The organism is Actinosynnema sp. NPDC004786, assembly GCF_053601135.1.
This window is the reverse complement of the sequence record NZ_JBSGBG010000005.1, coordinates 201,076-221,859: the sequence shown is the minus strand read 5'-3', so window position 1 is coordinate 221,859 and position 20,784 is coordinate 201,076. Positions and strand designations below refer to the sequence as shown.

The following is a 20,784-nucleotide window of genomic DNA, read 5'->3' as shown; positions in this document are numbered from 1 at the left end:
CCCGGTTACACCTCAGCCATGCCGATCACCGACGTCTTCCGCCGGATCAGCGCCGCCTACTCCGCCGGCGAGGAACGCCCCCTGCGGGGCTACCTCACGACCCTCGGCTCGTACGGCGCGCTCGTCGCCGGCACCACCCTGATCGGCCGGCGCGCGGGCGTGCGGCTGCCCGAACGGGTGTCCGCCGCCGACACCGTGCTGCTGTCGCTGGCCACCCACAAGGCCAGCCGCCTGCTCACCAAGGGCGCGGTCACGAGCGTGCTGCGGGCCCCGGTCACCCGGTTCGACGGGCCGGCCGGCGCGGCGGAGGTCAACGAGACCGTGCGCGGCGACGGCGTCCGGCACGCCGCCGGCGAGCTGGTGACCTGCCCGTTCTGCTCGGGCGTGTGGATCGCGAGCGCCCTCACCGCGGGCCTGGTGTTCGCGCCGAGGGCCACCCGGCTGGTCGCCACCGCGCTGTCGGTCGTCGCCGCGTCGGACTGGCTGCACCTGCTGGACGGGCGGCTCAAGCAGGCCGGCGAGGGCTGAGCGCGCCGGTCGAGCGCCTTCCCCGGATCACGGGTGTTCGCGGCCGGGCGGGCGGCTCACGCGGGCCGACCAGGGCTGAGCGCGCCGGTCGAGCGCCCGCCCGGGTCGCGGCGGTGCGCGGCCGGGCGGCTCGGGCAAGCCGACGAGCGCCGAGCGCGCCGGTCAAGCGCGTGCCCTCGCCCGGACCGCGTCACGCTCGCCGCCGGACGGCCCGAACCCCGCCTCGGCCAGCACGTCCGCCACCACCGGACCGGTGAACGCCCCGGCCACCGAGACCAACCGGGCGCGCTCACCGGCGAACGCGTGCCTGGCCTGCGGCGGCCCGTCGTGGCCGGCCGGCCCGTCGTCGGCCACCGGCACGCCACGCGCCCGCGCCACCAGCGCGGCCCCGACCTGCGCGGCCTCGGCCACCGCCCGGACCTCCTCCTCGCCCAGCCCCAGCGCCGCCGCCCGCCGCTCGACCGCACCCGCCACCACCGGGTCGCGGCCCACCCGCAACCGGTGCAGCCAGTCGTTGATCTCGATCACCCGCCAGAACAGCCGGTGCTCCGGGTCGAACCGCTCCCGGGGCGTCGCGGGCACGTGCCGCATCGCGGGGTCGACCACGCGCAGCGCCCGCCACAGCGGCCGCAGCCGCCGGTAGTCGCGGAACGCCTCCCGGGCCCGCTCCAGCCGCTCCCGCGCGGCCGTCAGCCGCGGACCCCAGGCGGCGATGCTCGCGCCGACCACGACGACCGGCACGGCGAGCGTGAGGGACCAGGGCGCGGCGACACCCCACGCGTCCATCTCCGCGCCGAACCAGCTCCCCACGACGGCGACGAGCACGAGCACCGCGTACACCGAGCCGATCAGCACGCCGAGGGCGTTGAGGCGCAGCCCGCGCCGCAGCCACGGCCGGTCCGCGGGCGTCCCGTCGGCGGACCGCCGGCACAGCCGCACCACGTTCAGCAGCCCGACCAGGTACGCCACGTGGTAGAGCACCAGCAGCTCGGCCAGGTACGGGGCGTCGGCGAACGCGGTCGGGAAGTCGTCGTGGTGCTCCTCGCGGGGCGCGCCCAGCGCGAACAACGCCACCATCACGGCGAGCACCAGGGCGCAGGCCGCCGCCACCCGCCGGGTCGCCCGCCGCGCCCGCGCGACCGGGTGCCGCCAGTGCAGCAGCATCGCCTGGTTCGCGCCGACGAACGCGACCCCGCAGCCGTACACCAGCAGCACCGACAGGTTCGGCACGCCGGTCAGCCGGTCGACGCCCACCCCGACCGCCGGCGCCAGGAGCAGGAACGCGGGCGCGGCCGTGACGCAGGCCAGGCAGATCGGCAGCAGCGCGGGCCGGTGCTCCGGCGGGGCCTGCCGGTACGCCCGGTACTTGTGCGCCAGCAGGACCAGCACGCCGCAGGCGCTGAGCAGGTACTGGGCGTCAGCCACGGCCGCCCCGGTCGGGTGAGTACCCGAACGTGTACCAGGTGCGGGTCACCGGGTCGTCGCCCTGCGGCGCGGCGGGTTCGGACCGGGACCGGCCCGCCCGGTCGAGCAACGCCCGCGCCAGCACCCCGGCCACCCGGTCGGCCTCGCGCTCCTCCCGGCGCGACAGGTCGGTCCGGCCCGCCAGGATCCGCAGCATCGACGGCGACAGGTCCGGGTACAGCAGCCGGCGGCCCTCCTCCGCGTCCAGCCGGGGCGGCCGGTGCCCGCACAGCATGTGCGCGATCTCGTGCAGCAGGATGAGCAACCGGTGCACCCAGCTCCGGGCCGTGGTCACGACGATGACGTGCACCTCGTCCTCGGTGACCGCCCACAGCCCGCTCGTGCCGCCGTCGCCGAGGTCGTCGAACCGCAGCAGGACCTCCCGCCGCAGCCGCCGCGCCACCACCTCGCACAGCCGGACGCACACCGCCTCGGTCGTCGCCGACCCGTCCAGGTCCAGCTCGCGGAGCAGGTCGTCGCGCAGCGCGCGCAGCTCCTTCGCCCTCATCCGATCACCACCGCGCCGAGCCCTCACCGCGCGTCGTCATCGGCCACCGCGGCGGACCCGTCCGGTTCGAGGGCCCGCCTGATCGCGTCCTCCGCCGCGACGCCCGGTTTCAGCGCGCGCACCAGCGCGAGCAGGATCTTGTTCCGGACGCCCGGCGGGGGCGGCCGTTCCGCCGTGCGCAGGATGACGGTGTTGACGCCGAGCGCGTCCATCGCGAGCCGGGTCTCCAACTGCTCGTCCACCCGGGCCGCCAGCTCGTCGTCGAAGAAGTAGGCGGGCGCGGCCCCGAACGCCTCCGCGAGACCGAGGATGTGCTTGAGCCGCGGGTTGTCGCTGGTGCCGGCCACCAGCTCGCGGATGTAGTTGGCCGAGATGGAGCCGTGCGGCCCGCCGCTGATCCGGGCCGCGACCTCCTCCGGCGAGAACGGCCCGCGACCGGCCGGGTGCACCACGGCGAACAGGTGCTTGAGCGCGCCGCGCCGCCACGCCGGGCGTTCACCGTCGTGCAGCCGCGCGCGGCCGCCGACGAAACACGCCGGGTGCACGCCCAGCGCGGCGGCCAGGCCCTCGATCGTCCGGCACGTCGGGTTGTCCTTGTCGCCGCGGCGCAGCTGCGAGATGTAGGTGTGCGTGATCTCGCCGCCGTCGAGGCGGATGCGCTCGGCCAGCTCCACGTTCGTGTAGCGCGGTCGCCCGCCGGGACGCGTGCACAGCTCGTCGAGGACGTCGGCGAAGCGTCGCCCGCCCGCGGTCATGGTCACCCCTCGCACGCAGCGCTTCCGGTGTGGGTGGCAGGCCCAAGCTACTCCAGGCGGCGCGGTTGATTCCACGGTGGGCCACCGATAGCCTGGCCGCGGCGGTTCCACTGGTGTTGGGGGCGAGAAGCGCAGGCGTCTCAGGAGTGGAACGGAGGGCCGGCCGCGCAGCGCGATCCCGGGTGACCACGCCGGCCGTCACCAGGCCCTGCGGTTGTGCCACCGCCCCCGCCACGGCGGCACACGTTGAGGGGTGCGCAGGGCCGCGGGATCGTCCGGTCCGGTGCCGGGGAGGGTCCCCTCCGGGAAGGGCTCGGGTTCCGTCGGGTTGGCGGGGCCTCCGTTGCCGGGCGCAGTGCCCGGTCTGCGCGTCCGTCGGGTTGGCGGGTTCCCCGTTGCCCGGCGCAGCGTCCGGTCCGCGCACGTCCGTCGGGTCGGCGGATCCTCCGCTGTCGGACGGCAGCGCCCCGTTCCGCGTGCCCCGTTCCGTGTGCCCCGTTCGGGTGCGACCGCGTGTCGGGCCCGGTCTTGCGGAAACCCCGCCCGCAAGCCGGTCCGCGCGGTTCGGCGGGCGAGGTGGACGACCTCCGGCCCGACCCGCCCGCGACCGGCGCACGTGGTGCGGCGGGGAGGTGGGCGATGTCCGGTCCGGCCACCGGGGCGAACCCGGACCGGGCGGTGGGGCGCGGTGCGGTGGTCGTCGGGTTCGACGGGTCGTCGCGGTCGCGCCAGGCCGCCCGCTGGGCCGCGCGCGAGGCGGCCGGCCGGGGCGTGCGCCTGGTCGTGGTGAACGTGATCCGGGGGCCGTTCCCCGAGGTCCTCGTGACCCCCGTGTCGATGCCGCTGCCCCAGCTCGTCGGCGAGGACGCGGTGCGCGCGTACACCCGCGACCACCTCGCCGAGCTGGCCGCGGAGTGCGCGCAGGTCGTGCCGGGCGTCGAGGTGGACACCCGGGTGGCCGACGGGCACCCGGCCGCGGTGCTGGCCGAGGTCGGGCGGGACGCCGCGGCGCTCGTCGTGGGCGCCACCGGCGCCACCGGCCTGGCCAGGGTCTTCGCCGGCTCGGTGGCCGCGGACCTGGCGCACCACGTCACCGGGCCGCTCGTCGTCGTGCGCGGCGAGGCCGAGTCGGACGACGGCCGGGTGGTGGTCGGGGTGGACGGCTCCGAGCCGGGCGACCGCGCGGTCGAGTTCGCCGTGGACCACGCGGCCAGGCACGGGGGAGTCGTGGTCGGCGTGCACGCCACCACCGGCCTGCCGGTCGACGCGCTGGCCCCCGGTGGCTCGTGGGGGCAGGGCCTCGGGCTCGGCCTGGACGTCGAGCAGCTCCGGACCTCCGCGGACGCGCTGGTCGCCGCGTCGCTCGCGGGCCCGCTCGCCGGCCACCCCGACGTGCGGGCCGAACGCGTGGTGTCCCTGGACCGTCCCGCCCAGGCCCTCGCCGAACTGGCCGAAGGCGCCGCGCTGCTCGTCGTCGGCACCCACGGCCACGGTGCGCTGCGCCGCGCGCTGCTCGGCTCGGTGAGCCACGCCATGCTGCACCACGCGCCCTGCCCGTTGGCGCTGGTGCGCGGGCCCGGTGGCGTGACGCCGGGCTCGACCGCCACCACGCCGCCGCACTAATGATAGGAAGGCCGGGTGAGTAACTCAGGAGACGGGGCCGGGCTGCGGCTCGCGCAGGACGAGGTCGTGTCGCTGGCCAGCGAGTTGATCAGGATCGACACGACCAACACGGGCGACCCGGCCACGGTCGTCGGCGAGCGCGCGGCGGCCGAGTGGGTCGCGGAGAAGCTGTCCGAGGTCGGCTACGAGACCACCTACGTCGAGTCCGGGGCCAAGGGCCGCGGCAACGTGATCGCCCGCCTGGCCGGCGCCGACCCGTCGCGGGGCGCGCTGCTCGTGCACGGGCACCTGGACGTCGTGCCCGCCGACGCCTCCGAGTGGTCCGTGCACCCGTTCTCCGGCGCGGTGCAGGACGGGTACGTGTGGGGCCGCGGCGCGGTCGACATGAAGGACATGGTCGCGATGACCCTCGCCGTCGCGCGCCGGTTCAAGCGGGACGGCGTGGTGCCGCCGCGCGACATCGTGTTCGCGTTCCTCGCCGACGAGGAGGCGGGCGGCCTGTACGGGGCCAAGTGGCTGGTGGACAACCGGCCCGAGCTGTTCGAGGGCGTCACGGAGGCGATCAGCGAGGTCGGCGGCTTCTCCATCACGCTCAAGGACGACGTCCGCGCGTACCTGGTGGAGACGGCCGAGAAGGGCATCCGGTGGCTCAAGCTGCGGGTGCGCGGCACCGCGGGCCACGGCTCGATGATCCACCACGACAACGCGGTGGCCAAGCTCGCCGCCGCCGTCACCAAGCTGGGGCAGCACCGGTTCCCGGTCGTGCTCTCGCCGTCCGTGCGCGAGTTCCTGGCCGGGGTCTCCGAGATCACCGGGCTGGACTTCCCCGAGGACGACCTGGAGGGCTCGATCGGCAAGCTCGGCGCGCTGTCGCGGATGATCGGGGCGACGCTGCGCGACACCGCCAACCCGACCATGCTGTCCGCGGGGTACAAGGCCAACGTCATCCCGTCGGTCGCCGAGGCCACCGTGGACTGCCGGATCCTGCCCGGCCGCGAGGAGGCGTTCGACCGCGAGCTGGCCGAGCTGCTCGGACCGGACGTCGAGCGCGAGTGGCTGGGCCTGCCGCCGGTGGAGACCACGTTCGACGGCGCGCTGGTCGACGCGATGACGGCGTCCATCACCGCCGAGGACCCCGGCGCGAAGGTCCTGCCCTACATGCTGTCCGGCGGCACGGACGCCAAGTCGTTCCAGCAGCTGGGCATCCGCAACTTCGGCTTCGCCCCGCTGAAGCTGCCCGCCGACCTGGACTTCTCCGGCCTGTTCCACGGCGTGGACGAGCGCGTCCCGGTCGACGCGCTCCAGTTCGGCGTCCGCGTGCTGGACCGCTTCCTGCGCAACTCGTGACGCGGCGGGGGCGCCGCCCGGCGTGCGGGCGGCGCCCCCGTGGTCACGCGGAATTTCAGCAGAACCAGCCGTTTTGGACCCAGCCGTCCCGGTGGACGTTGCCGTAGGCGTGGCCGTAGACCCACTGGCGGCTGGGGGAGTAGCGCTGGACGTCGAAGTTCTCGCCGTAGTACAGGGTGCCGATGACGACGCCGGCGGCCGTCGCCCGGACGTACAGGTCCTGGGCGCAGACCTGGCGGACCTCCTGGGCGGAGACCGGGTCGGCGACGGCGGCCGGGGCCGCGATCGCGGTGAGCGCGAGCGCGAAGGCCGCGGCGGTGGTGGTTCGCTTGGTGGGCACGATCGGCTCCTCGGTCGCTCAGTCGAAGGCGAAGCAGCTGCGCAGCAGGAAGCCCCACTGGCTGTGGTTGTGCCACAGGGACATCGCGGACCGGCCGTCACCGGTGATGTACCGGACGCCGATCCACGTGCCGCGCGGCAGGACCACGATCGGGTCGCGGTGGACGCCGCCGCTGTAGTTGCCGAACAGGGTGGTGGACTCGCAGGTGGTGTGCGCTTCGCGCATCGGCACCCACGGGTCGTTGACGGTGCCGCTGCCCGCCAGGGCGGTCACCGGGTCGGGCGCGGCGACGGCGGGCGCGGTGGCGGCGGTCGTGGAGAGCACGAGGGCGACCAGGGCGACCAGGACGCCGGAGATCGTGCGCATCGGTCGGTTCACGGACAGGTCCTCTCGGGGCAGGGTGGAGAGCACGCTGACGGTCTGAAAAATCGTTACCGGATCTGACGTGTGCGCGGTGGCTTTTTCACTCGCCCGGTCCAGCGGTTGGGGGGACGTCCCTGCGGGACGCCGAACGCCGACCGGGGCTTGACGGCGGTCCACCGGAGGCGCAATGGTCTGTACCAGCAACTGTGAGAGCGCTCTCAAGACCTGTCTCGGGCGCGTGACCGGCCCTGCACCGGCCACGCGCCCGCCCTGCGGACGAGGAGGAAGGCGTGCGACTGACAACGTTGACGAAACTGGGGGTGGCGGCCGCGCTGGCCGGCGGTCTGGCCGTGGCGCCGACCGCCCAGGCCGCGCCGGCCGCGGAACCACTCTCGCCCGGGCTGGTGCCCGCCATGCAGGCCGCGTTCGGGCTCACCGAACAGCAGGTCCTCACCAGGCTCGCCCAGGAGGACCGGGCCACCCGCACCGCCCCCGCCGCCCGCACGGCGGCCGGGTCGTCCTTCGGCGGCACGTGGTTCGACCAGGACAAGGGCGTGCTCGTGGTCGGCGTGACCGACGCCGCCGCGGCCGACCGGGTCCGGGCGGCCGGCGCGGAGCCCCGGCTGGTCGGCCGGACGGCCGCCGAGCTGGACCGGGTCAAGGACCGCGTGGACGCGCTGTCCGCCGCCGGCCAGGTGCCCTCGGCGGTGACGAGTTGGCACCCCGACCCGCGCAGCGGCGCGGTCGTGGTCGACGTCCAGCCCGGCGTGCAGACCGCCGAGGTCGAGCGGTTCCTGGCGCAGGCCCGGCGGCTGGGGCCGATCCGGGTCAACACCGAGGGCGTCACCGCGCCCGTGCCGTTCGCGGCCGGCACCGTCGGCGGCGACCCGTACTACACCGGCAACGTCCGCTGCTCCATCGGCTTCTCGGTGCACGGCGGGTACGTCACCGCGGGCCACTGCGGCGGCGTCGGCGCGCAGGTCTACGGCTGGGACCGGACCTGGCAGGGCCAGTTCGCCGGCTCCTCGTTCCCCGGCAACGACTACGCCTGGGTCCGCACCGGCGGCGGCTGGTGGAACGTGCCCGTCGTGCTCGGCTGGGGCACCGTGCCCGACGCGCTGGTGCGCGGCTCGTGGGAGGCCCCGGTCGGCACGTCGGTCTGCCGCTCCGGCTCGACCACCCGCTGGCACTGCGGTGTGATCCAGTCCCGCAACGAGACCATCCACTACGCGCAGGGCGACGTGCACCAGATGGCCGGCACCAGCGTGTGCGCCGAGGGTGGCGACTCGGGCGGCTCGTTCATCACCGGCGACCAGGCCCAGGGCGTCACGTCGGGCGGGTACGGCAACTGCTCTTCGGGCGGCCGCACCTGGTTCCAGCCGATCAACGAGATCCTGTCGGTCTACGGCCTGCGCCTGCTCACCGCCTGACCCCGGTCCGGGGGCCCGCCCACCGAGCCGGGTGGGCGGGCCCCGCAGGCCACCAGCGGTTGTTAGCGCTAACGCCGCCCGGCCGGTCGGGGATCGGTCAAGAGCGGCTTGTCAAGGCGCGTCGGTCGAGTGAATGAACGTTGACAACCTCGACGTGACGAGGTTGTTGCGCACGTCACGGCCGGACCTCTACGGTGCAATCGAAGCGCTTCGATGACCGGGAGCCGCGGGCTCCCCGAACCGGAGGGGGACGTCCGTGTCGAGGGTTCGTCGTGCGGCGGCGGTGGCGGCGATCGCGTCCCTGCTGCTGTCGCCCCTGCCCGCGCACGCGCGGGAACTCCCGTTCCGCGACCCGGACCTGCCCCGCGCCGCCCGCCTCGACGACCTGCTCGGCCGGCTCACCCTCGACGAGAAGGTGTCCCTGCTGCACCAGTACCAGCCGGCGATCCCCCGGCTCGGGATCGGCGCGTTCAAGACCGGCACCGAGGCGCTGCACGGCGTCGCGTGGCTGGGCGAGGCGACGGTCTTCCCCCAGGCGCTCGGCCTTGCGACCACGTGGGACCCCGAGCTGGTCCGCCGGGTCGGCGCGGTGACCGGGCGCGAGGCGCGCGGCTTCCACGCGCGCGACCCCGCGTTCAACGGGCTGAACCTGTGGGCCCCGGTGGTGAACCCGCTGCGCGACCCGCGGTGGGGCCGCAACGAGGAGGGCTACTCCGAGGACCCGTACCTCACCGGCCGGATCTCGACCGCGTTCGGCCGCGGCGTCCAGGGCGACCACCCCGACTACCTCCAGGCCGCGCCGACGCTGAAGCACTACCTCGCCTACAACGTCGAGGAGTCCCGGACCACGGTCGACTCGATCGTCCCGCCGCGCGTGCTGAAGGACTACGACGAGGCCGCGTTCCGGCCCGCGATCTCGGCGGACGCCGCGACCGGCGTGATGGCCTCGTACAACCTGGTCAACGGCCGTCCCACGCACGTCGGCCCGGAGCTGGACGAGGTCGTGCGGTCCTGGACCGACGAGGACCTGATGATCGTCGGCGACGCGGGCGGCGCGTCGAACCTCACCGGCTCGCAGCGCTACTTCGCCACCGCGGCGGAGGCGAACGCGGCGGCCGTGCGGGCGGGGCTGGACAGCTTCACCGAGAACGACCGGAACTCCGCCCCCACCACGACGGCGCTGAAGACCGCGCTCGACCGGGGCCTGCTGACGGAGGCCGACGTCGAGGACGCCGCCCGGCACGTGCTGTCGATCCGGTTCCGGCTGGGCGAGTTCGACCCGGCCGGCCGCAACCCGTACGCGGGCACGACGCCCGACGTCATCGACGCGCCGGAGCACCGGCAACTCGCCCGCGAGGTCGCCGCCCGGCAGGTCGTGCTGCTGCGCAACGACAACCGCACCCTGCCGCTGTCCACCTCGGACACCAGGGACGTCGCGGTGGTGGGCCAGCTCGCCGACACCCTGTACGAGGACTGGTACTCCGGCACCATGCCCTACCGCGTCACGCCGGCGCAGGGCATCGGGGAACGCGCCGACGTCACGGTGAGCGAGGGCGTGGACCGGATCAGGTTGAAGGACCTGGCCACGGGCCGCTACGTGACCGCGTCCACCGCGCCCGCCGGCGCGCCGCTCACCGCGACCGAGCCGACCCCAGGCGACGCGAGCGCGCTGGACGTGTTCGACTGGGGCGAGGGCACGGTCACGCTGAGGACGGTCGCGAACGGCAAGACGGTGTCCCTGGGCGACGGGCGCGCCCTGGTGAACAACGCCGCGCAGCCCACCGGCTGGTTCGTCCAGCAGCAGCTCAGGCTCGTGGCCCGGCCGGACGGCGCGTACGTGCTGGAGTACGCGGGCAACGACGCGCGAGCACCCTACTTCCGGGACCGGTACGTGGTCGTGGGCGCGGACGGCAGGCTCGCGCTGGGGGCCGCGACGCCGGAGGCGGCGGCGAAGTTCGGCCGCGAGGTCGTGCGCAGCGGGGTGGACAGCGCGGTCGCCGCGGCGAAGGACGCCGATGCGGCGGTCGTGGTGGTCGGCAGCATGCCGTTCATCAACGGCCGCGAGGACGACGACCGCACGACCACCGAGCTGCCCGCCGCGCAGCGCGCCGTGATCGACGCGGTGCGCGCGGCGAACCCGCGCACGATCGTCGTGCTGGAGAGCGGCTACCCGTACGCCGGCGACTGGGACACCGCCGACCTGCCCGCGATCCTGTGGACCACGCACGCCGGCCAGGAGACCGGGCACGCGCTCGCCGACGTGCTGTTCGGCGACCGCGACCCGAGCGGCCGGCTGACCCAGACGTGGTACCGCTCCGACGCCGACCTGCCGGACAAGTTCCGGTACGACATCGCCAAGTCCGGGCACACCTACCAGTACTTCCGCAGCACGCCCCTGTACCCGTTCGGGCACGGGTTGAGCTACACCTCGTTCCGCTACTCGGGGCTGCGGGTGGACCGGCCGGTGGTGGACGCCACCGGCGAGGTGAAGGTCCGAGTGGACGTGACCAACACCGGCGACCGGGCGGGTGTCGAGGTGGTCCAGCTGTACTCGCGCCAGCAGGTGTCGCGGGTCCAGCAGCCGCTCCGGCAGTTGCGCGCGTTCGAGCGGGTGGAACTGCGGCCCGGCGAGACCAAGCGGGTGGAGTTGACGCTCCGCGCGGCCGACCTGGGGTTCTGGGACGTGACGCGGGAGCGGCGGGTGGTCGAGAACGCGCCGCACGAGCTGCTGGTCGGGCCGCTGAGCCGCACGCTCGTCGTGCGCGGGGAGAAGATCCCGCCGCGCGACCTGGGCCGGCCGACCGCGGCGAAGAACTTCGACGACTACTCGGGCGTGACGCTGGTGGACACCACCAGGGAGCGCGGCACCGCCGTCGCGGCGACGGCCCCCGGCCAGTGGGTCGCCTTCCGGGACGTGGACCTCGGCCGGACGTCCCGGTCGCTGACGGCGCGGGTGGCGAACCCGGACGCGCCGACGACGGTGGAGGTCCGCCTCGGCGGCCCCGCCGGCCGGCTCGTGGGCACGCTCGCCGTGCCCACCACGGCCGACAAGCACACCTGGACGCAGGTCTCGACGCCGTTGCGCGGCGCGGCCGGTCGGCAGGACGTGTACCTGGTCTTCACGGGGAAGGCCCGGCTCGACAACCTCACCGCGGAGGGATGATCCGATGTCCAAGCGACTCCTGGCGGCCGCGGTGGCGGCCGTGCTGGCCGTGGCCGGGTGCGGGGGTTCGGAGGGTTCCTCCGACCCGAACACCCTGAAGCTGTGGCACTACGAGGGTCCGGACAGCGCCATGGGCGTGGCGTGGGCCGCGGCGATCGAGAAGTTCGAGGAGACGCACCCCGGCGTGAAGGTGCAGTTCGAGGAGAAGGGCTTCGAGCAGATCCAGAAGACCGCCTCGATGGTGCTCAACTCCAAGGACGCGCCGGACATCCTGGAGTACAACAAGGGCAACGCGACCGCCGGCCTGCTGTCCAAGCAGGGTTTGCTGACCGACCTCAGCGACGAGGTCGCCAAGCGCGGGTGGGACAAGAAGCTCGGGCCCGGCATCGACACCACGGCCAAGTACGACGAGCGCGGCGTGATGGGGTCCGGCAAGTGGTACGGCATCCCCAACTACGCCGAGTACGTGATGGTCTACTACAACAAGACGATGTTCGACCAGCAGGGCCTCGCCGCGCCCAGGACGCTGGACGAGTTGACCGCCGCGATGGACAGGTTCGTCGACGCGGGCATCACGCCGCTCGCGCTGGGCGGCGCGGAGTACCCGGCCCACCAGTTGTTCTACCAGTTGGCGCTGACCAAGGCCGACCGCGACTGGGTGGACCGCTTCCAGCGCTACACCGGTGACGTCGACTTCCACGACAACACGTGGGTGTTCGGCGCGGAGACGTTCGCCAAGTGGCTGCGCGAGGGCTACATCGCCAAGGACTCGGCCGGCCTGAAGGCCGAGGACATGGGGCTCGCGTTCATGCAGGGCAAGAACCCGATCATGATCAGCGGGAGTTGGTGGTTCGGCCGGGTGCAGGCCCAGGTGAAGGACTTCGAGTGGGCCACGGTGCCGTGGCCGGGCATGACGTCCGGCTCCAGCGGCAACCTGTGGGTGGTGCCGAAGGGGTCGGGCAACAAGCAGCTCGCCTACGACTTCATCGAGATCACCATGTCCCCGGAGATCCAGGACAAGCTGCGCGACGCGGGCGGCATCGCGGTCGCGCCGGGCGGCGCCCCCGCGACCGACCCGAAGACCAAGCAGCTCAACGACGACTTCAAGGCGCTCGTCGACGACGACCGGCTCGCGTTCTACCCGGACTGGCCCGCGCCCGGCTTCTACGACGCGCAGGTGTCGTCGGTGCAGAAGGTGATCACCGGTCAGATCGGCGCGCACGAGGCGTTGACCGAGATGGCCGACTACTACAAGGAGAACACGGCGAGCGTAGGCAAATGAGCCTGGTCCCCACCTCGATCCGCGACCGCGGGTCGTACCTGCTCTTCCTGATCCCCGGCGGGATGCTGCTGCTCGCGGTGATCCTGGTGCCGTTCGGGATGAACGTCGGCATCAGCTTCACCGAGTGGTCCGGCGCGGGCGAGCCGGAGTGGATCGGGCTGGACAACTACACCCGGCTGATGTCGGACGGCACCTTCTGGGCGTCGTTCCGGCACAACGTCGGGCTGGTCGTGGCGATGGCGGTCCTGCCGACCCTGGCGGGGCTCGTCATCGCCGCGGCCCTGTTCGACTTCATCGGCAAGCACTTCGGCGCGCGGCACGCGGCCGTGCTGCGGGCGTGCGTCTACCTGCCGCAGGTGCTGCCCATCGCGGTGGCCGGGATCGTGTGGAGCTGGATCCTCGCGCCCCGGGACGGCGCGCTGAACGAGGTGCTGCGCGCGGTGGGGCTGGACGCGCTGGCGCAGAACTGGCTGGGCGACCCGGACCTGGCGCTGTGGACCGTCATGGGCGTGATGCTGTGGATCCAGGTCGGCTACCCGGTGGTGATCTTCATGGCCGGGATGCAGCGGGTCGACCCGTCGCTGCACGAGGCCGCCGAGCTGGACGGCGCGTCCTGGTGGGGCCGGTTCTTCCACGTGACCGTGCCGCAGATCCGGCCCGAGGTCTTCGTCGTGCTGCTGACCTGCACCATCGCCGCGCTCAAGGTGTTCGCGCCGATCTACGTGCTGACCCGGGGCGGGCCGGGCGGCGCGACGAACGTGCCGTCGTACTACTCGTTCCAGAACTTCTTCGAGAAGACCCAGGTCGGCTACGGCGCGGCCATCGCCACCGTCCTCACGGTGCTGATCCTGCTGCTCACCACCGTGTTCCTGCGCGTGCAGAACCGGGGTGAGCGATGAAGCGGCACGCGGTGCTGTGGTCGATGATCGTGCTGGCGGCGGTGATGCTGGCGCCGTTCGCCATCGTCGCGCTCAACGCGGTGAAGACGCCCGAGGAATACTCCACCGGCGGGCCGCTGAGCCTGCCCGACGGGGTGTCGCTGGACGGGATCGTGGCGTTCTGGGAGCGCGTCGACTTCGGCGAGAAGCTGCTCAACAGCGTGGTGATCAGCGGCTCGGTGGCCGTGCTGGCGGTGGTCGTGTCGGTGTTCAACGCCTACGCGCTGGGCATCGGCCGGGTGAAGGGCAGGCTGTGGATCCTGGTGGTGTTCCTCATCGCGAACACCCTGCCGCAGGAGGCGTTGGTCTACCCGCTGTACTTCCTGGCCAACGAGGTCGGGCTGTACGACACCAAGCTCGCCGTGATCGTCATCTTCACGGTGATCCAGGCCGCGTTCGGCACCTACCTGCTCACCTCGACGCTCGGCGGCTTCCCCCGCGAACTGCTGGAGGCCGCCCGCATCGACGGCGCGAGCAAGTGGCAGACCCTGGTGCGGATCGTGGTGCCGATCAGCAGGCCCACCCTGGGCGTGCTGTTCGTGTTCTTCTTCATCTGGACCTGGAACGAGTTCTTCCTCCCGCTGGTGCTGCTGATCTCCAACGAGAACCAGACGGTGCCGGTGGCGTTGGGCGTGCTCCAGGGCCAGCGGATGATGGACGCCACCCTGACCAGCGCGTCGGCGCTGCTCGGGGTCATCCCGGCCATCGTCTTCTTCCTGATCTTTCAGCGCGCGTTGACCCGCGGCATCACGGCAGGAGCGGTCAAGTGAAGTTCAGCGACGGGTACTGGCTGCTGCGGCCTGGGGTCGAGGCCGCCTATCCGGTTGAGGTGCGTGACGTCACCACCGGCAACGGGGAGGTCGTCGTGCACGCGTCGACCCACCCGATCCGGCACCGCGGCGACACGCTCAAGGGCCCCGTGGTCACGCTCGGGCTCACCTCGCCGATGGCCGACGTGATCGGCGTGAAGATCACGCACTTCGCCGGTGAGACGCCGAAGGAACCGGCGTTCGCGCTGGCCTCCGACGCCGCGCACGAGGCGAAGGTGGTGGAGGACGACGCCGGCGTGGTGATGACCTCGGGCGCGCTGTCGGTGCGGGTGCACCGCGGCGACCGGTGGCGGGTCGAGTTCACCGCCGACGGCCGCGCCCTCACCAGCAGCGGCACGAAGGGCATCGGGTTCATGACCGCGGACGGCGTGCACCACGTCCGCGAGCAGCTGACCATGGGCGTCGGCGACACCGTCTACGGGCTGGGCGAGCGGTTCGGGCCGCTGGTCAAGAACGGTCAGACGGTGGACATCTGGAACGCCGACGGCGGCACCAGCAGCGAGCAGGCGTACAAGAACGTCCCGTTCTACCTGACCAACGCCGGGTACGGGATCTTCGTCAACCACCCCGGGCACGTGTCGTTCGAGGTGGGCTCGGAGGCGGTGTCGAAGGTCCAGTTCAGCGTCGAGGGCCAGCGGCTGGAGTACTTCCTGATCTACGGGCCCACGCCGCGCGAGATCCTGCGCAAGTACACCGCGCTCACCGGCCGGCCCGCGCTGCCGCCGGCGTGGTCGTTCGGGCTGTGGCTGTCGACGTCGTTCACCACCTCCTACGACGAGCAGACCGTCTCGGGGTTCATCGACGGCATGCTGGAGCGCGACCTGCCGCTGAGCGTGTTCCACTTCGACTGCTTCTGGATGCGCGAGTTCCACTGGTGCGACTTCGAGTGGGACCCGCGCACGTTCCCCGACCCGGTCGGCATGCTGGAGCGGCTGCGCGCCCGCGGCCTGCGCATCTCGGTCTGGATCAACCCCTACATCGCGCAGCGCTCCCCGCTGTTCGCCGAGGGCCGGGCGAACGGCTACCTGCTGCGCAAGCCGAACGGCGACGTGTGGCAGTGGGACCTGTGGCAGCCCGGCATGGCGCTGGTCGACTTCACCAACCCCGCCGCCCGCGCCTGGTACGCGGCCAAGCTCGACGCCCTGCTGGCCCAGGGCGTGGACTGCTTCAAGACCGACTTCGGCGAGCGCGTCCCGACCGACGTCGTCTACCACGACGGCTCCGACCCCGAGCGGATGCACAACTACTACACCCACCTCTACAACCGGACCGTGTTCGACGTGCTGCGCAAGCGGCGCGGCGACGGCGACGCGGTGGTGTTCGCCCGCTCGGCCACGGCCGGCTCGCAGCAGTTCCCGGTGCACTGGGGCGGCGACTGCGAGGCCACCTACGAGTCGATGGCCGAGAGCCTGCGCGGCGGGCTGTCGCTCGGCCTGTCCGGCTTCGGCTTCTGGAGCCACGACATCGGCGGCTTCGAGGGCACGCCGTCCGCGGCCCTGTTCAAGCGGTGGATCGCCTTCGGCCTGCTGTCCTCGCACAGCCGGCTGCACGGCAGCTCGTCCTACCGGGTGCCGTGGCTGTTCGACGAGGAGTCCGTCGACGTGCTGCGCCGGTTCACCAAGCTCAAGCTCGGCCTCATGCCCTACCTCGACCGCGCCGCACGCCAAGCGGCCGGTGAAGGCGTGCCGATGATGCGGGCGATGGTGGTCGAGTTCCCGGACGACCCGGGCTGCGCGCACCTGGAACGCCAGTACATGCTCGGCGACGACCTGCTCGTCGCCCCGGTGTTCTCCGACGACGGCGACGTGTCGTACTACGTCCCGGAGGGCACCTGGACGCACCTGCTGACCGGCGAGACCGTCCAGGGACCGCGCTGGGTCCGCGACCGGTGCGACTTCCTCACCGCCCCGGTGCTGGTCCGCCCGAACACCGTCCTGCCCGTCGGCGCGGTGGACGACCGGCCGGACTACGACTACGCCGAGGACGTCACCCTGCGGGTGTACCAGCTCGCCGACGGCGACCACGTCACGGTCGTCGGCGACACCACGTTCCGCACCCACCGCGCCGGTGACCGCATCCGGGTGGAGGTCGAGGGCGCGCCGTCGCGGTGGCGGCTCCTGCTGGTCGGGGCCGAGGCGGTCGACGCCGCGGACGGCGGCGACGTCACCTCCCACCCCGACGGGGTGCTCGTCGGCGTCGAGGGCGACGCCCTGACCGTGCGGGGCATCAGGTGAGAGTCCTGGCGGTCGCGCTCCTGCTGCTGGGCTCGATGGCCGCGATCACCCCGGTGGTCGCGGCGCCCGACGCCGCAGGCCGGCGGCACGAGGTCACCTACGACCGGTACTCGCTCAAGGTGGACGGCGAGCGCGTGGTCCTGTGGTCGGGGGAGTTCCACTACTTCCGGCTGCCCAGCCCGGAGCTGTGGCGCGACGTGCTGGAGAAGATCCGGGCGGCGGGGTTCAGCGGCGTGTCGCTGTACTTCCACTGGGGCTACCACTCGCCGTCGCCGGGGGTGTACGACTTCACGGGCGTGCGCGACGTGGACCGGCTGCTGCGGATGGCCGACGAGCTGGGCCTGTACGTGGTGGCGCGGCCGGGGCCGTACATCAACGCGGAGACCAGCGGCGGCGGTTTCCCGGCGTGGCTGAAGGCGGTGCCGGGCCGGGCGCGGTCCAGCGATCCCGCCTACACCGCCGCGTACACCGAGTGGTTGGGGCGGCTCAACCCGATCATCGCGCGGCACCAGGTGTCGCGCGGCGGTTCGGTCATCGCCTACAACGTGGAGAACGAGTACGGCGTCAACGTCGACCCGGCCTACATGCAGGACCTGCAGGACCAGGCCAGGGCCGCGGGCATCGACGTGCCGATCGTGCACAACAACTGCTGCGGCGGCGACCTGGCCAACTGGTCCTCCGGCCCCGGCGCGGTGCAGATCCCCGGCGTGGACGACTACCCGCAGACGTTCAACTGCCAGGACCCCGAGACCTGGGGCGGCTGGGGCAACGGCGTGACGCGGCGGCTCAACGAGACCGCCCCGGTGTACGCGGCCGAGTACCAGGCGGGCGCGATCGACCTGAACAACGCCGGGTACGACAAGTGCCGGGAGCTGACCGGTCCGGACTACATGAAGGTGTTCTACAAGTCGAACGTGGTCGAGAGCGGGGCGACGATGTTCGGCTACTACATGACCTTCGGCGGCACGTCGTGGGGCTGGCTGCCGCAGCCGAACGACGTCTACACCTCCTACGACTACGGCGCGGCGATCACCGAGTCGCGCCGGCTCACGCCGAAGTACGACGAGTTCAAGCGCCAGGGCTACTTCATGACCACGGTGGCCCCGCTGGCCAAGACCGACCCGGCCGCCGTGGTCACCTCCGCCGACCCGGCGGTGCACGCGTCGGCGCGGTCCAACCCGGACACCGGCACGCAGTTCGTCCTGGTGCGGCACGCCGACCGGCGCACCGACGCCGACGTGGCCACCACCCTGGACTGGTCCACCCCGGACGGCCGGCGCCAGGTGCCGGTCCGGCTGCGGGGCCGGGACGCGAAGATCCTGGTCGCCGGGTACGACCTGGGCGGTCAACGCCTGGTGTGGTCCAACTCGGAGATCCTGACCCACGTCGGGGTGGCCGGCCGCGACGTGGCCGTGCTCTACGGCCGCGACGGCGAGCAGGGCTCCACCGTGCTGCGCTACGCGTCCGAGCCGACCGTCCGGGTGCTCGACGGCGACGTCCGCACCACCTACGACGACGGCGACCTGCGGCTGGACTACACGCACACCGGCCTGGCCCGCGTGCTGGTCTCCGGCGGCGGACGCCCGCCGGCGCTGCTCCTGCTCGCCACCGACGAGACCGCCGCGCGGTTCTGGCGGCACGACACCGCCACCGGGCCCGTCCTCGTCCGCGGTCCGGCGCTGGTCCGTTCCGCCGAGGTGGCGGGCGACCGGCTCGCGCTGCGCGCCGACACCGACCGCGCGACCGACGTCGAGGTGTTCGCCCCGGTGCGCCACCTGTCGGTCGGCGGTCGGCCGGTGCCCGTGCGGCGCACGGACAGCGGCTCCCTGCTCGGTTCGCTGCCCGGTCCCCACGACGTGCGCCTGCCCGACCTGGACCGGTGGGAGTACCGGGCCGAGGCGCCCGGCATGGGCGAGTCCGGCTGGACGACCGCGGACAAGACCACGACCGCGAGCCCGATCAAACCCAAGACCCTGCCGGTGCTCTACGCCGACGAGTACGGCCACCACAACGGCAACGTCTGGTACCGGGGCCGGTTCACCGCCACCGGGGCGGAGAAGACGGTCACGGTCAACGCGATCACCGGCAAGCGGGGCCTCTACCTGGTCTGGCTCAACGGCCGCTACCTCGGCTCGGCCGCCGGCGGCACCCAGGCCGACTCCGAACCCGTCAACCCCGACCCCGGCCGCGGCGACTTCACCGTCCCGGCCGGCCTGCTCGCCGCCGGGCGGCAGGCCACGCTCACGGTGCTGGTCGAGAACATGGGCCACAACGACGACTGGACCGCCGACGACGTCCGGCACAAGCAGCCACGCGGCCTGTACGGCGTGGTGGTCGACGGCTCCACCGCCCCGATCGCCTGGCAGATCCGGGGCTCCAAGCCCATGGACGGCGAACGCGGCCCGATGAACACCGGCGGCCTGTACGGCGAGCGCGCGGGCTGGCACCTGCCCGGGGCCGGCGGGTGGCAGCGCACGCCGGGCACGCTCACCCCGGGCGTGTCCTGGTACCGCACGAACTTCCGACTCGACCTGCCGCGCGGGCACGACGTCTCGCTGGGCCTGCGGTTCGAGGACACCACCGCGCGCGGCTACCGCGTGCTGATCTTCGTCAACGGCTGGAACCTCGGCCAGTACCTCAACGGCGTCGGCCCCCAGCGGGAGTTCGTGCTCCCCGCCGGCGTGCTGCGCGACCACAACACGCTCACCTTCGCCGTGATCGCGACCGAGGCGGCGCAGGGTGACCCCGGGAAGGTGAGCCTGGTGACCCTAGGCAACCACCGGACCGGTGCTGCCGCGGTCCGTTAGCCGGGGCGGCAGCAGCCGCACCTCGGGTTCGGCCGGGCCGTCGAGCCGGCGCATCGCCAGCTCGACGGCCAGCCGGCCCAGCTCGACGGCCGGGAGGTCGATCGAGGACAGCGGCACGGACTGCGCCTGCGCCACGTCCGGCGGGCACACCGCCAGGACGGAGACGTCCTGCGGCACCCGCAGCTCGCGGCGGGCCAGCTCCGACAGCAGCGGGCCGAGGATGGCCTCGTTGTGCACCACCAACCCGGTCACGGGACCGGGCCGGGCCTCGAGCCGGTCCAGGCACTCGCGCAGCCCGTCGTAGGTCGGCACGCACGCCAGCGTGGTCGCCTCGACGCCGCGGGTCGCGGCCGCGGCGCGGAACCCGCCCAGGAACCGGCCCGCGTAGCTGGTGCCGCGCTGGTAGACGGCGGGGGAGGGGCCGATGAGCGCGACGTCGCGGTGACCGAGGTCGGCGAGGTGGTGCACGCAGTCCGAGCCGGCCGCGGTGAAGTCCAGGTCGACGCAGGTCAGGTCCCGGGCGTCGTCCGGCACGCCGATGAGCACCGCGGGCCGGGCCAGCTCGCGCAGCACCGGCACCCGCGGCTCGGCCGCCTCCACGTCCATCACGATGATCGCGTCGGCGAGGGAGGAGGCCGCGACCCGGTGCAGCCCTTCCGGACCCTCGTCCGCCGTCAGCAACAGCACGTCGTGGTCGTGGGTGCGGGCCTCGGCGACCGTGGCCGTGACGAACTGCATGACCACGGGGACGTTCAGGTCGGTGCGCAGCGGCACGACGAGCGCGAGCACGTTGGTGCGGTTGCTCGCGAGCGCCCGCGCGCCCGCGTTGGGGCGGTAGCCCAGCACGCGGATGCTCTGGTGCACCCGGCGCCGGGTGGTCTCCGAGATCGAGCGCTTGCCGGACAGCACGTACGACACGGTGCTGGGCGAGACTCCCGCCGCGCGGGCGACGTCGGCGATGGTGACCATTCGACGATCATAATACGCCGCAGTCGGGTCGAACGGTCCTCTGTGGACGCGGCTCGCGGCGGCGCACGGCACGGCGGAACCCCACGGCGCTCGGCGCTTGGTTGATAACGTTAACACATCACTCGGCGGGCAGTACAGCGAGCGGTTTCATTCCTTCGCTGAACAAACCACTTCGGTGGAGCCCGGTCACCCCGACTGTTCAG

16 protein-coding genes are annotated in these 20,784 nt (G+C 73.1%); 10 read left to right on the top strand and 6 right to left on the bottom strand.

Going from position 1 to position 20,784, the window contains the following annotated elements:
* Positions 1 to 18: 18 nt before the first annotated feature.
* Complete coding sequence (locus tag ACWEFJ_RS06740) at positions 19 to 528, top strand: DUF1360 domain-containing protein (RefSeq protein ID WP_378095482.1); 510 nt, start codon at positions 19 to 21, stop codon at positions 526 to 528.
* Positions 529 to 690: 162 nt separating this feature from the next.
* Here ACWEFJ_RS06740 and ACWEFJ_RS06735 read toward each other — a convergent pair whose 3' ends face one another.
* From ACWEFJ_RS06735 to ACWEFJ_RS06725, 3 genes are read right to left on the bottom strand one after another with little or no spacing between them, the layout of a single operon-like run.
* The gene (locus ACWEFJ_RS06735) at positions 691 to 1,953 is read right to left on the bottom strand and encodes an MAB_1171c family putative transporter (RefSeq protein ID WP_449713166.1); all 1,263 of its coding nucleotides are present in this window, start codon (positions 1,951 to 1,953) and stop codon (positions 691 to 693) included.
* Positions 1,946 to 2,500: a M48 family metalloprotease gene (locus ACWEFJ_RS06730; protein ID WP_378095488.1), complete on the bottom strand. Its 555-nt coding sequence runs from the start codon at positions 2,498 to 2,500 to the stop codon at positions 1,946 to 1,948. The genes ACWEFJ_RS06735 and ACWEFJ_RS06730 overlap by 8 nt, the downstream gene beginning before the upstream one ends.
* 23 nt (positions 2,501 to 2,523) lie before the next feature.
* Positions 2,524 to 3,255 (bottom strand): hypothetical protein, encoded by a 732-nt coding sequence (locus ACWEFJ_RS06725; protein WP_378095491.1) that lies wholly within the window; start codon positions 3,253 to 3,255, stop codon positions 2,524 to 2,526.
* Between the two features lie 639 nt (positions 3,256 to 3,894).
* Here ACWEFJ_RS06725 and ACWEFJ_RS06720 point away from each other — a divergent pair.
* On the top strand, positions 3,895 to 4,878 hold the full coding sequence (locus ACWEFJ_RS06720) for a universal stress protein (RefSeq protein WP_449713165.1): 984 nt from the start codon (positions 3,895 to 3,897) through the stop codon (positions 4,876 to 4,878).
* Positions 4,879 to 4,893: 15 nt separating this feature from the next.
* Positions 4,894 to 6,225: a M20/M25/M40 family metallo-hydrolase gene (locus ACWEFJ_RS06715; protein ID WP_449713164.1), complete on the top strand. Its 1,332-nt coding sequence runs from the start codon at positions 4,894 to 4,896 to the stop codon at positions 6,223 to 6,225.
* A 55-nt stretch (positions 6,226 to 6,280) separates the two neighbouring features.
* On the opposite strand, the gene ACWEFJ_RS06710 is transcribed toward ACWEFJ_RS06715, so the two are convergent.
* Together ACWEFJ_RS06710 and ACWEFJ_RS06705 are read right to left on the bottom strand one after the other, a co-directional pair.
* Positions 6,281 to 6,565: a hypothetical protein gene (locus ACWEFJ_RS06710; protein ID WP_378098508.1), complete on the bottom strand. Its 285-nt coding sequence runs from the start codon at positions 6,563 to 6,565 to the stop codon at positions 6,281 to 6,283.
* 18 nt (positions 6,566 to 6,583) lie between these two features.
* The gene (locus ACWEFJ_RS06705) at positions 6,584 to 6,943 is read right to left on the bottom strand and encodes a hypothetical protein (protein ID WP_378098511.1); all 360 of its coding nucleotides are present in this window, start codon (positions 6,941 to 6,943) and stop codon (positions 6,584 to 6,586) included.
* Between the two features lie 275 nt (positions 6,944 to 7,218).
* Here ACWEFJ_RS06705 and ACWEFJ_RS06700 point away from each other — a divergent pair, with 275 nt between their 5' ends.
* The 7 genes from ACWEFJ_RS06700 (at position 7,219) to ACWEFJ_RS06670 (ending at position 19,612) form a co-directional block, all read left to right on the top strand.
* Positions 7,219 to 8,358 (top strand): S1 family peptidase, encoded by a 1,140-nt coding sequence (locus ACWEFJ_RS06700; RefSeq protein ID WP_378098482.1) that lies wholly within the window; start codon positions 7,219 to 7,221, stop codon positions 8,356 to 8,358.
* Between the two features lie 256 nt (positions 8,359 to 8,614).
* Entirely contained in the window at positions 8,615 to 11,521 is a 2,907-nt protein-coding gene (locus ACWEFJ_RS06695) for a glycoside hydrolase family 3 C-terminal domain-containing protein (RefSeq protein ID WP_449713163.1), read from the top strand.
* A gap of 4 nt (positions 11,522 to 11,525) precedes the next feature.
* On the top strand, positions 11,526 to 12,803 hold the full coding sequence (locus ACWEFJ_RS06690) for an ABC transporter substrate-binding protein (protein WP_378086933.1): 1,278 nt from the start codon (positions 11,526 to 11,528) through the stop codon (positions 12,801 to 12,803).
* On the top strand, positions 12,800 to 13,702 hold the full coding sequence (locus ACWEFJ_RS06685) for a carbohydrate ABC transporter permease (RefSeq protein WP_449713162.1): 903 nt from the start codon (positions 12,800 to 12,802) through the stop codon (positions 13,700 to 13,702). The genes ACWEFJ_RS06690 and ACWEFJ_RS06685 overlap by 4 nt, the downstream gene beginning before the upstream one ends.
* Positions 13,699 to 14,511, top strand: coding sequence for a carbohydrate ABC transporter permease (locus ACWEFJ_RS06680; protein WP_449713161.1), 813 nt, complete (start codon positions 13,699 to 13,701; stop codon positions 14,509 to 14,511). The genes ACWEFJ_RS06685 and ACWEFJ_RS06680 overlap by 4 nt, the downstream gene beginning before the upstream one ends.
* The gene (yicI, locus tag ACWEFJ_RS06675) at positions 14,508 to 16,805 is read left to right on the top strand and encodes an alpha-xylosidase (protein ID WP_449713160.1); all 2,298 of its coding nucleotides are present in this window, start codon (positions 14,508 to 14,510) and stop codon (positions 16,803 to 16,805) included. Before ACWEFJ_RS06680 ends, yicI begins: the two co-directional genes overlap by 4 nt.
* Positions 16,802 to 19,612, top strand: a complete 2,811-nt coding sequence (locus ACWEFJ_RS06670; protein WP_449713159.1) for a beta-galactosidase — start codon at positions 16,802 to 16,804, stop codon at positions 19,610 to 19,612. Before yicI ends, ACWEFJ_RS06670 begins: the two co-directional genes overlap by 4 nt.
* Here ACWEFJ_RS06670 and ACWEFJ_RS06665 read toward each other — a convergent pair.
* On the bottom strand, positions 19,574 to 20,581 hold the full coding sequence (locus ACWEFJ_RS06665; protein ID WP_449713158.1) for a LacI family DNA-binding transcriptional regulator: 1,008 nt from the start codon (positions 20,579 to 20,581) through the stop codon (positions 19,574 to 19,576). The genes ACWEFJ_RS06670 and ACWEFJ_RS06665 overlap by 39 nt on opposite strands.
* Between the last annotated feature and the right edge of the window lie 203 nt (positions 20,582 to 20,784).

Excerpts from the sequence above, each read along its gene's own strand:
- ACWEFJ_RS06740 (WP_378095482.1), top strand. The coding sequence starts at position 19 with ATGCCGATCACCGACGTCTTCCGCCGGATCAGCGCCGCCTACTCCGCC.
- ACWEFJ_RS06730 (WP_378095488.1), bottom strand. The coding sequence starts at position 2,500 with ATGAGGGCGAAGGAGCTGCGCGCGCTGCGCGACGACCTGCTCCGCGAG.
- ACWEFJ_RS06725 (WP_378095491.1), bottom strand. The coding sequence starts at position 3,255 with ATGACCGCGGGCGGGCGACGCTTCGCCGACGTCCTCGACGAGCTGTGC.
- ACWEFJ_RS06720 (WP_449713165.1), top strand. The coding sequence starts at position 3,895 with ATGTCCGGTCCGGCCACCGGGGCGAACCCGGACCGGGCGGTGGGGCGC.
- ACWEFJ_RS06690 (WP_378086933.1), top strand. The coding sequence starts at position 11,526 with ATGTCCAAGCGACTCCTGGCGGCCGCGGTGGCGGCCGTGCTGGCCGTG.
- ACWEFJ_RS06685 (WP_449713162.1), top strand. The coding sequence starts at position 12,800 with ATGAGCCTGGTCCCCACCTCGATCCGCGACCGCGGGTCGTACCTGCTC.
- ACWEFJ_RS06680 (WP_449713161.1), top strand. The coding sequence starts at position 13,699 with ATGAAGCGGCACGCGGTGCTGTGGTCGATGATCGTGCTGGCGGCGGTG.
- ACWEFJ_RS06665 (WP_449713158.1), bottom strand. The coding sequence starts at position 20,581 with ATGGTCACCATCGCCGACGTCGCCCGCGCGGCGGGAGTCTCGCCCAGC.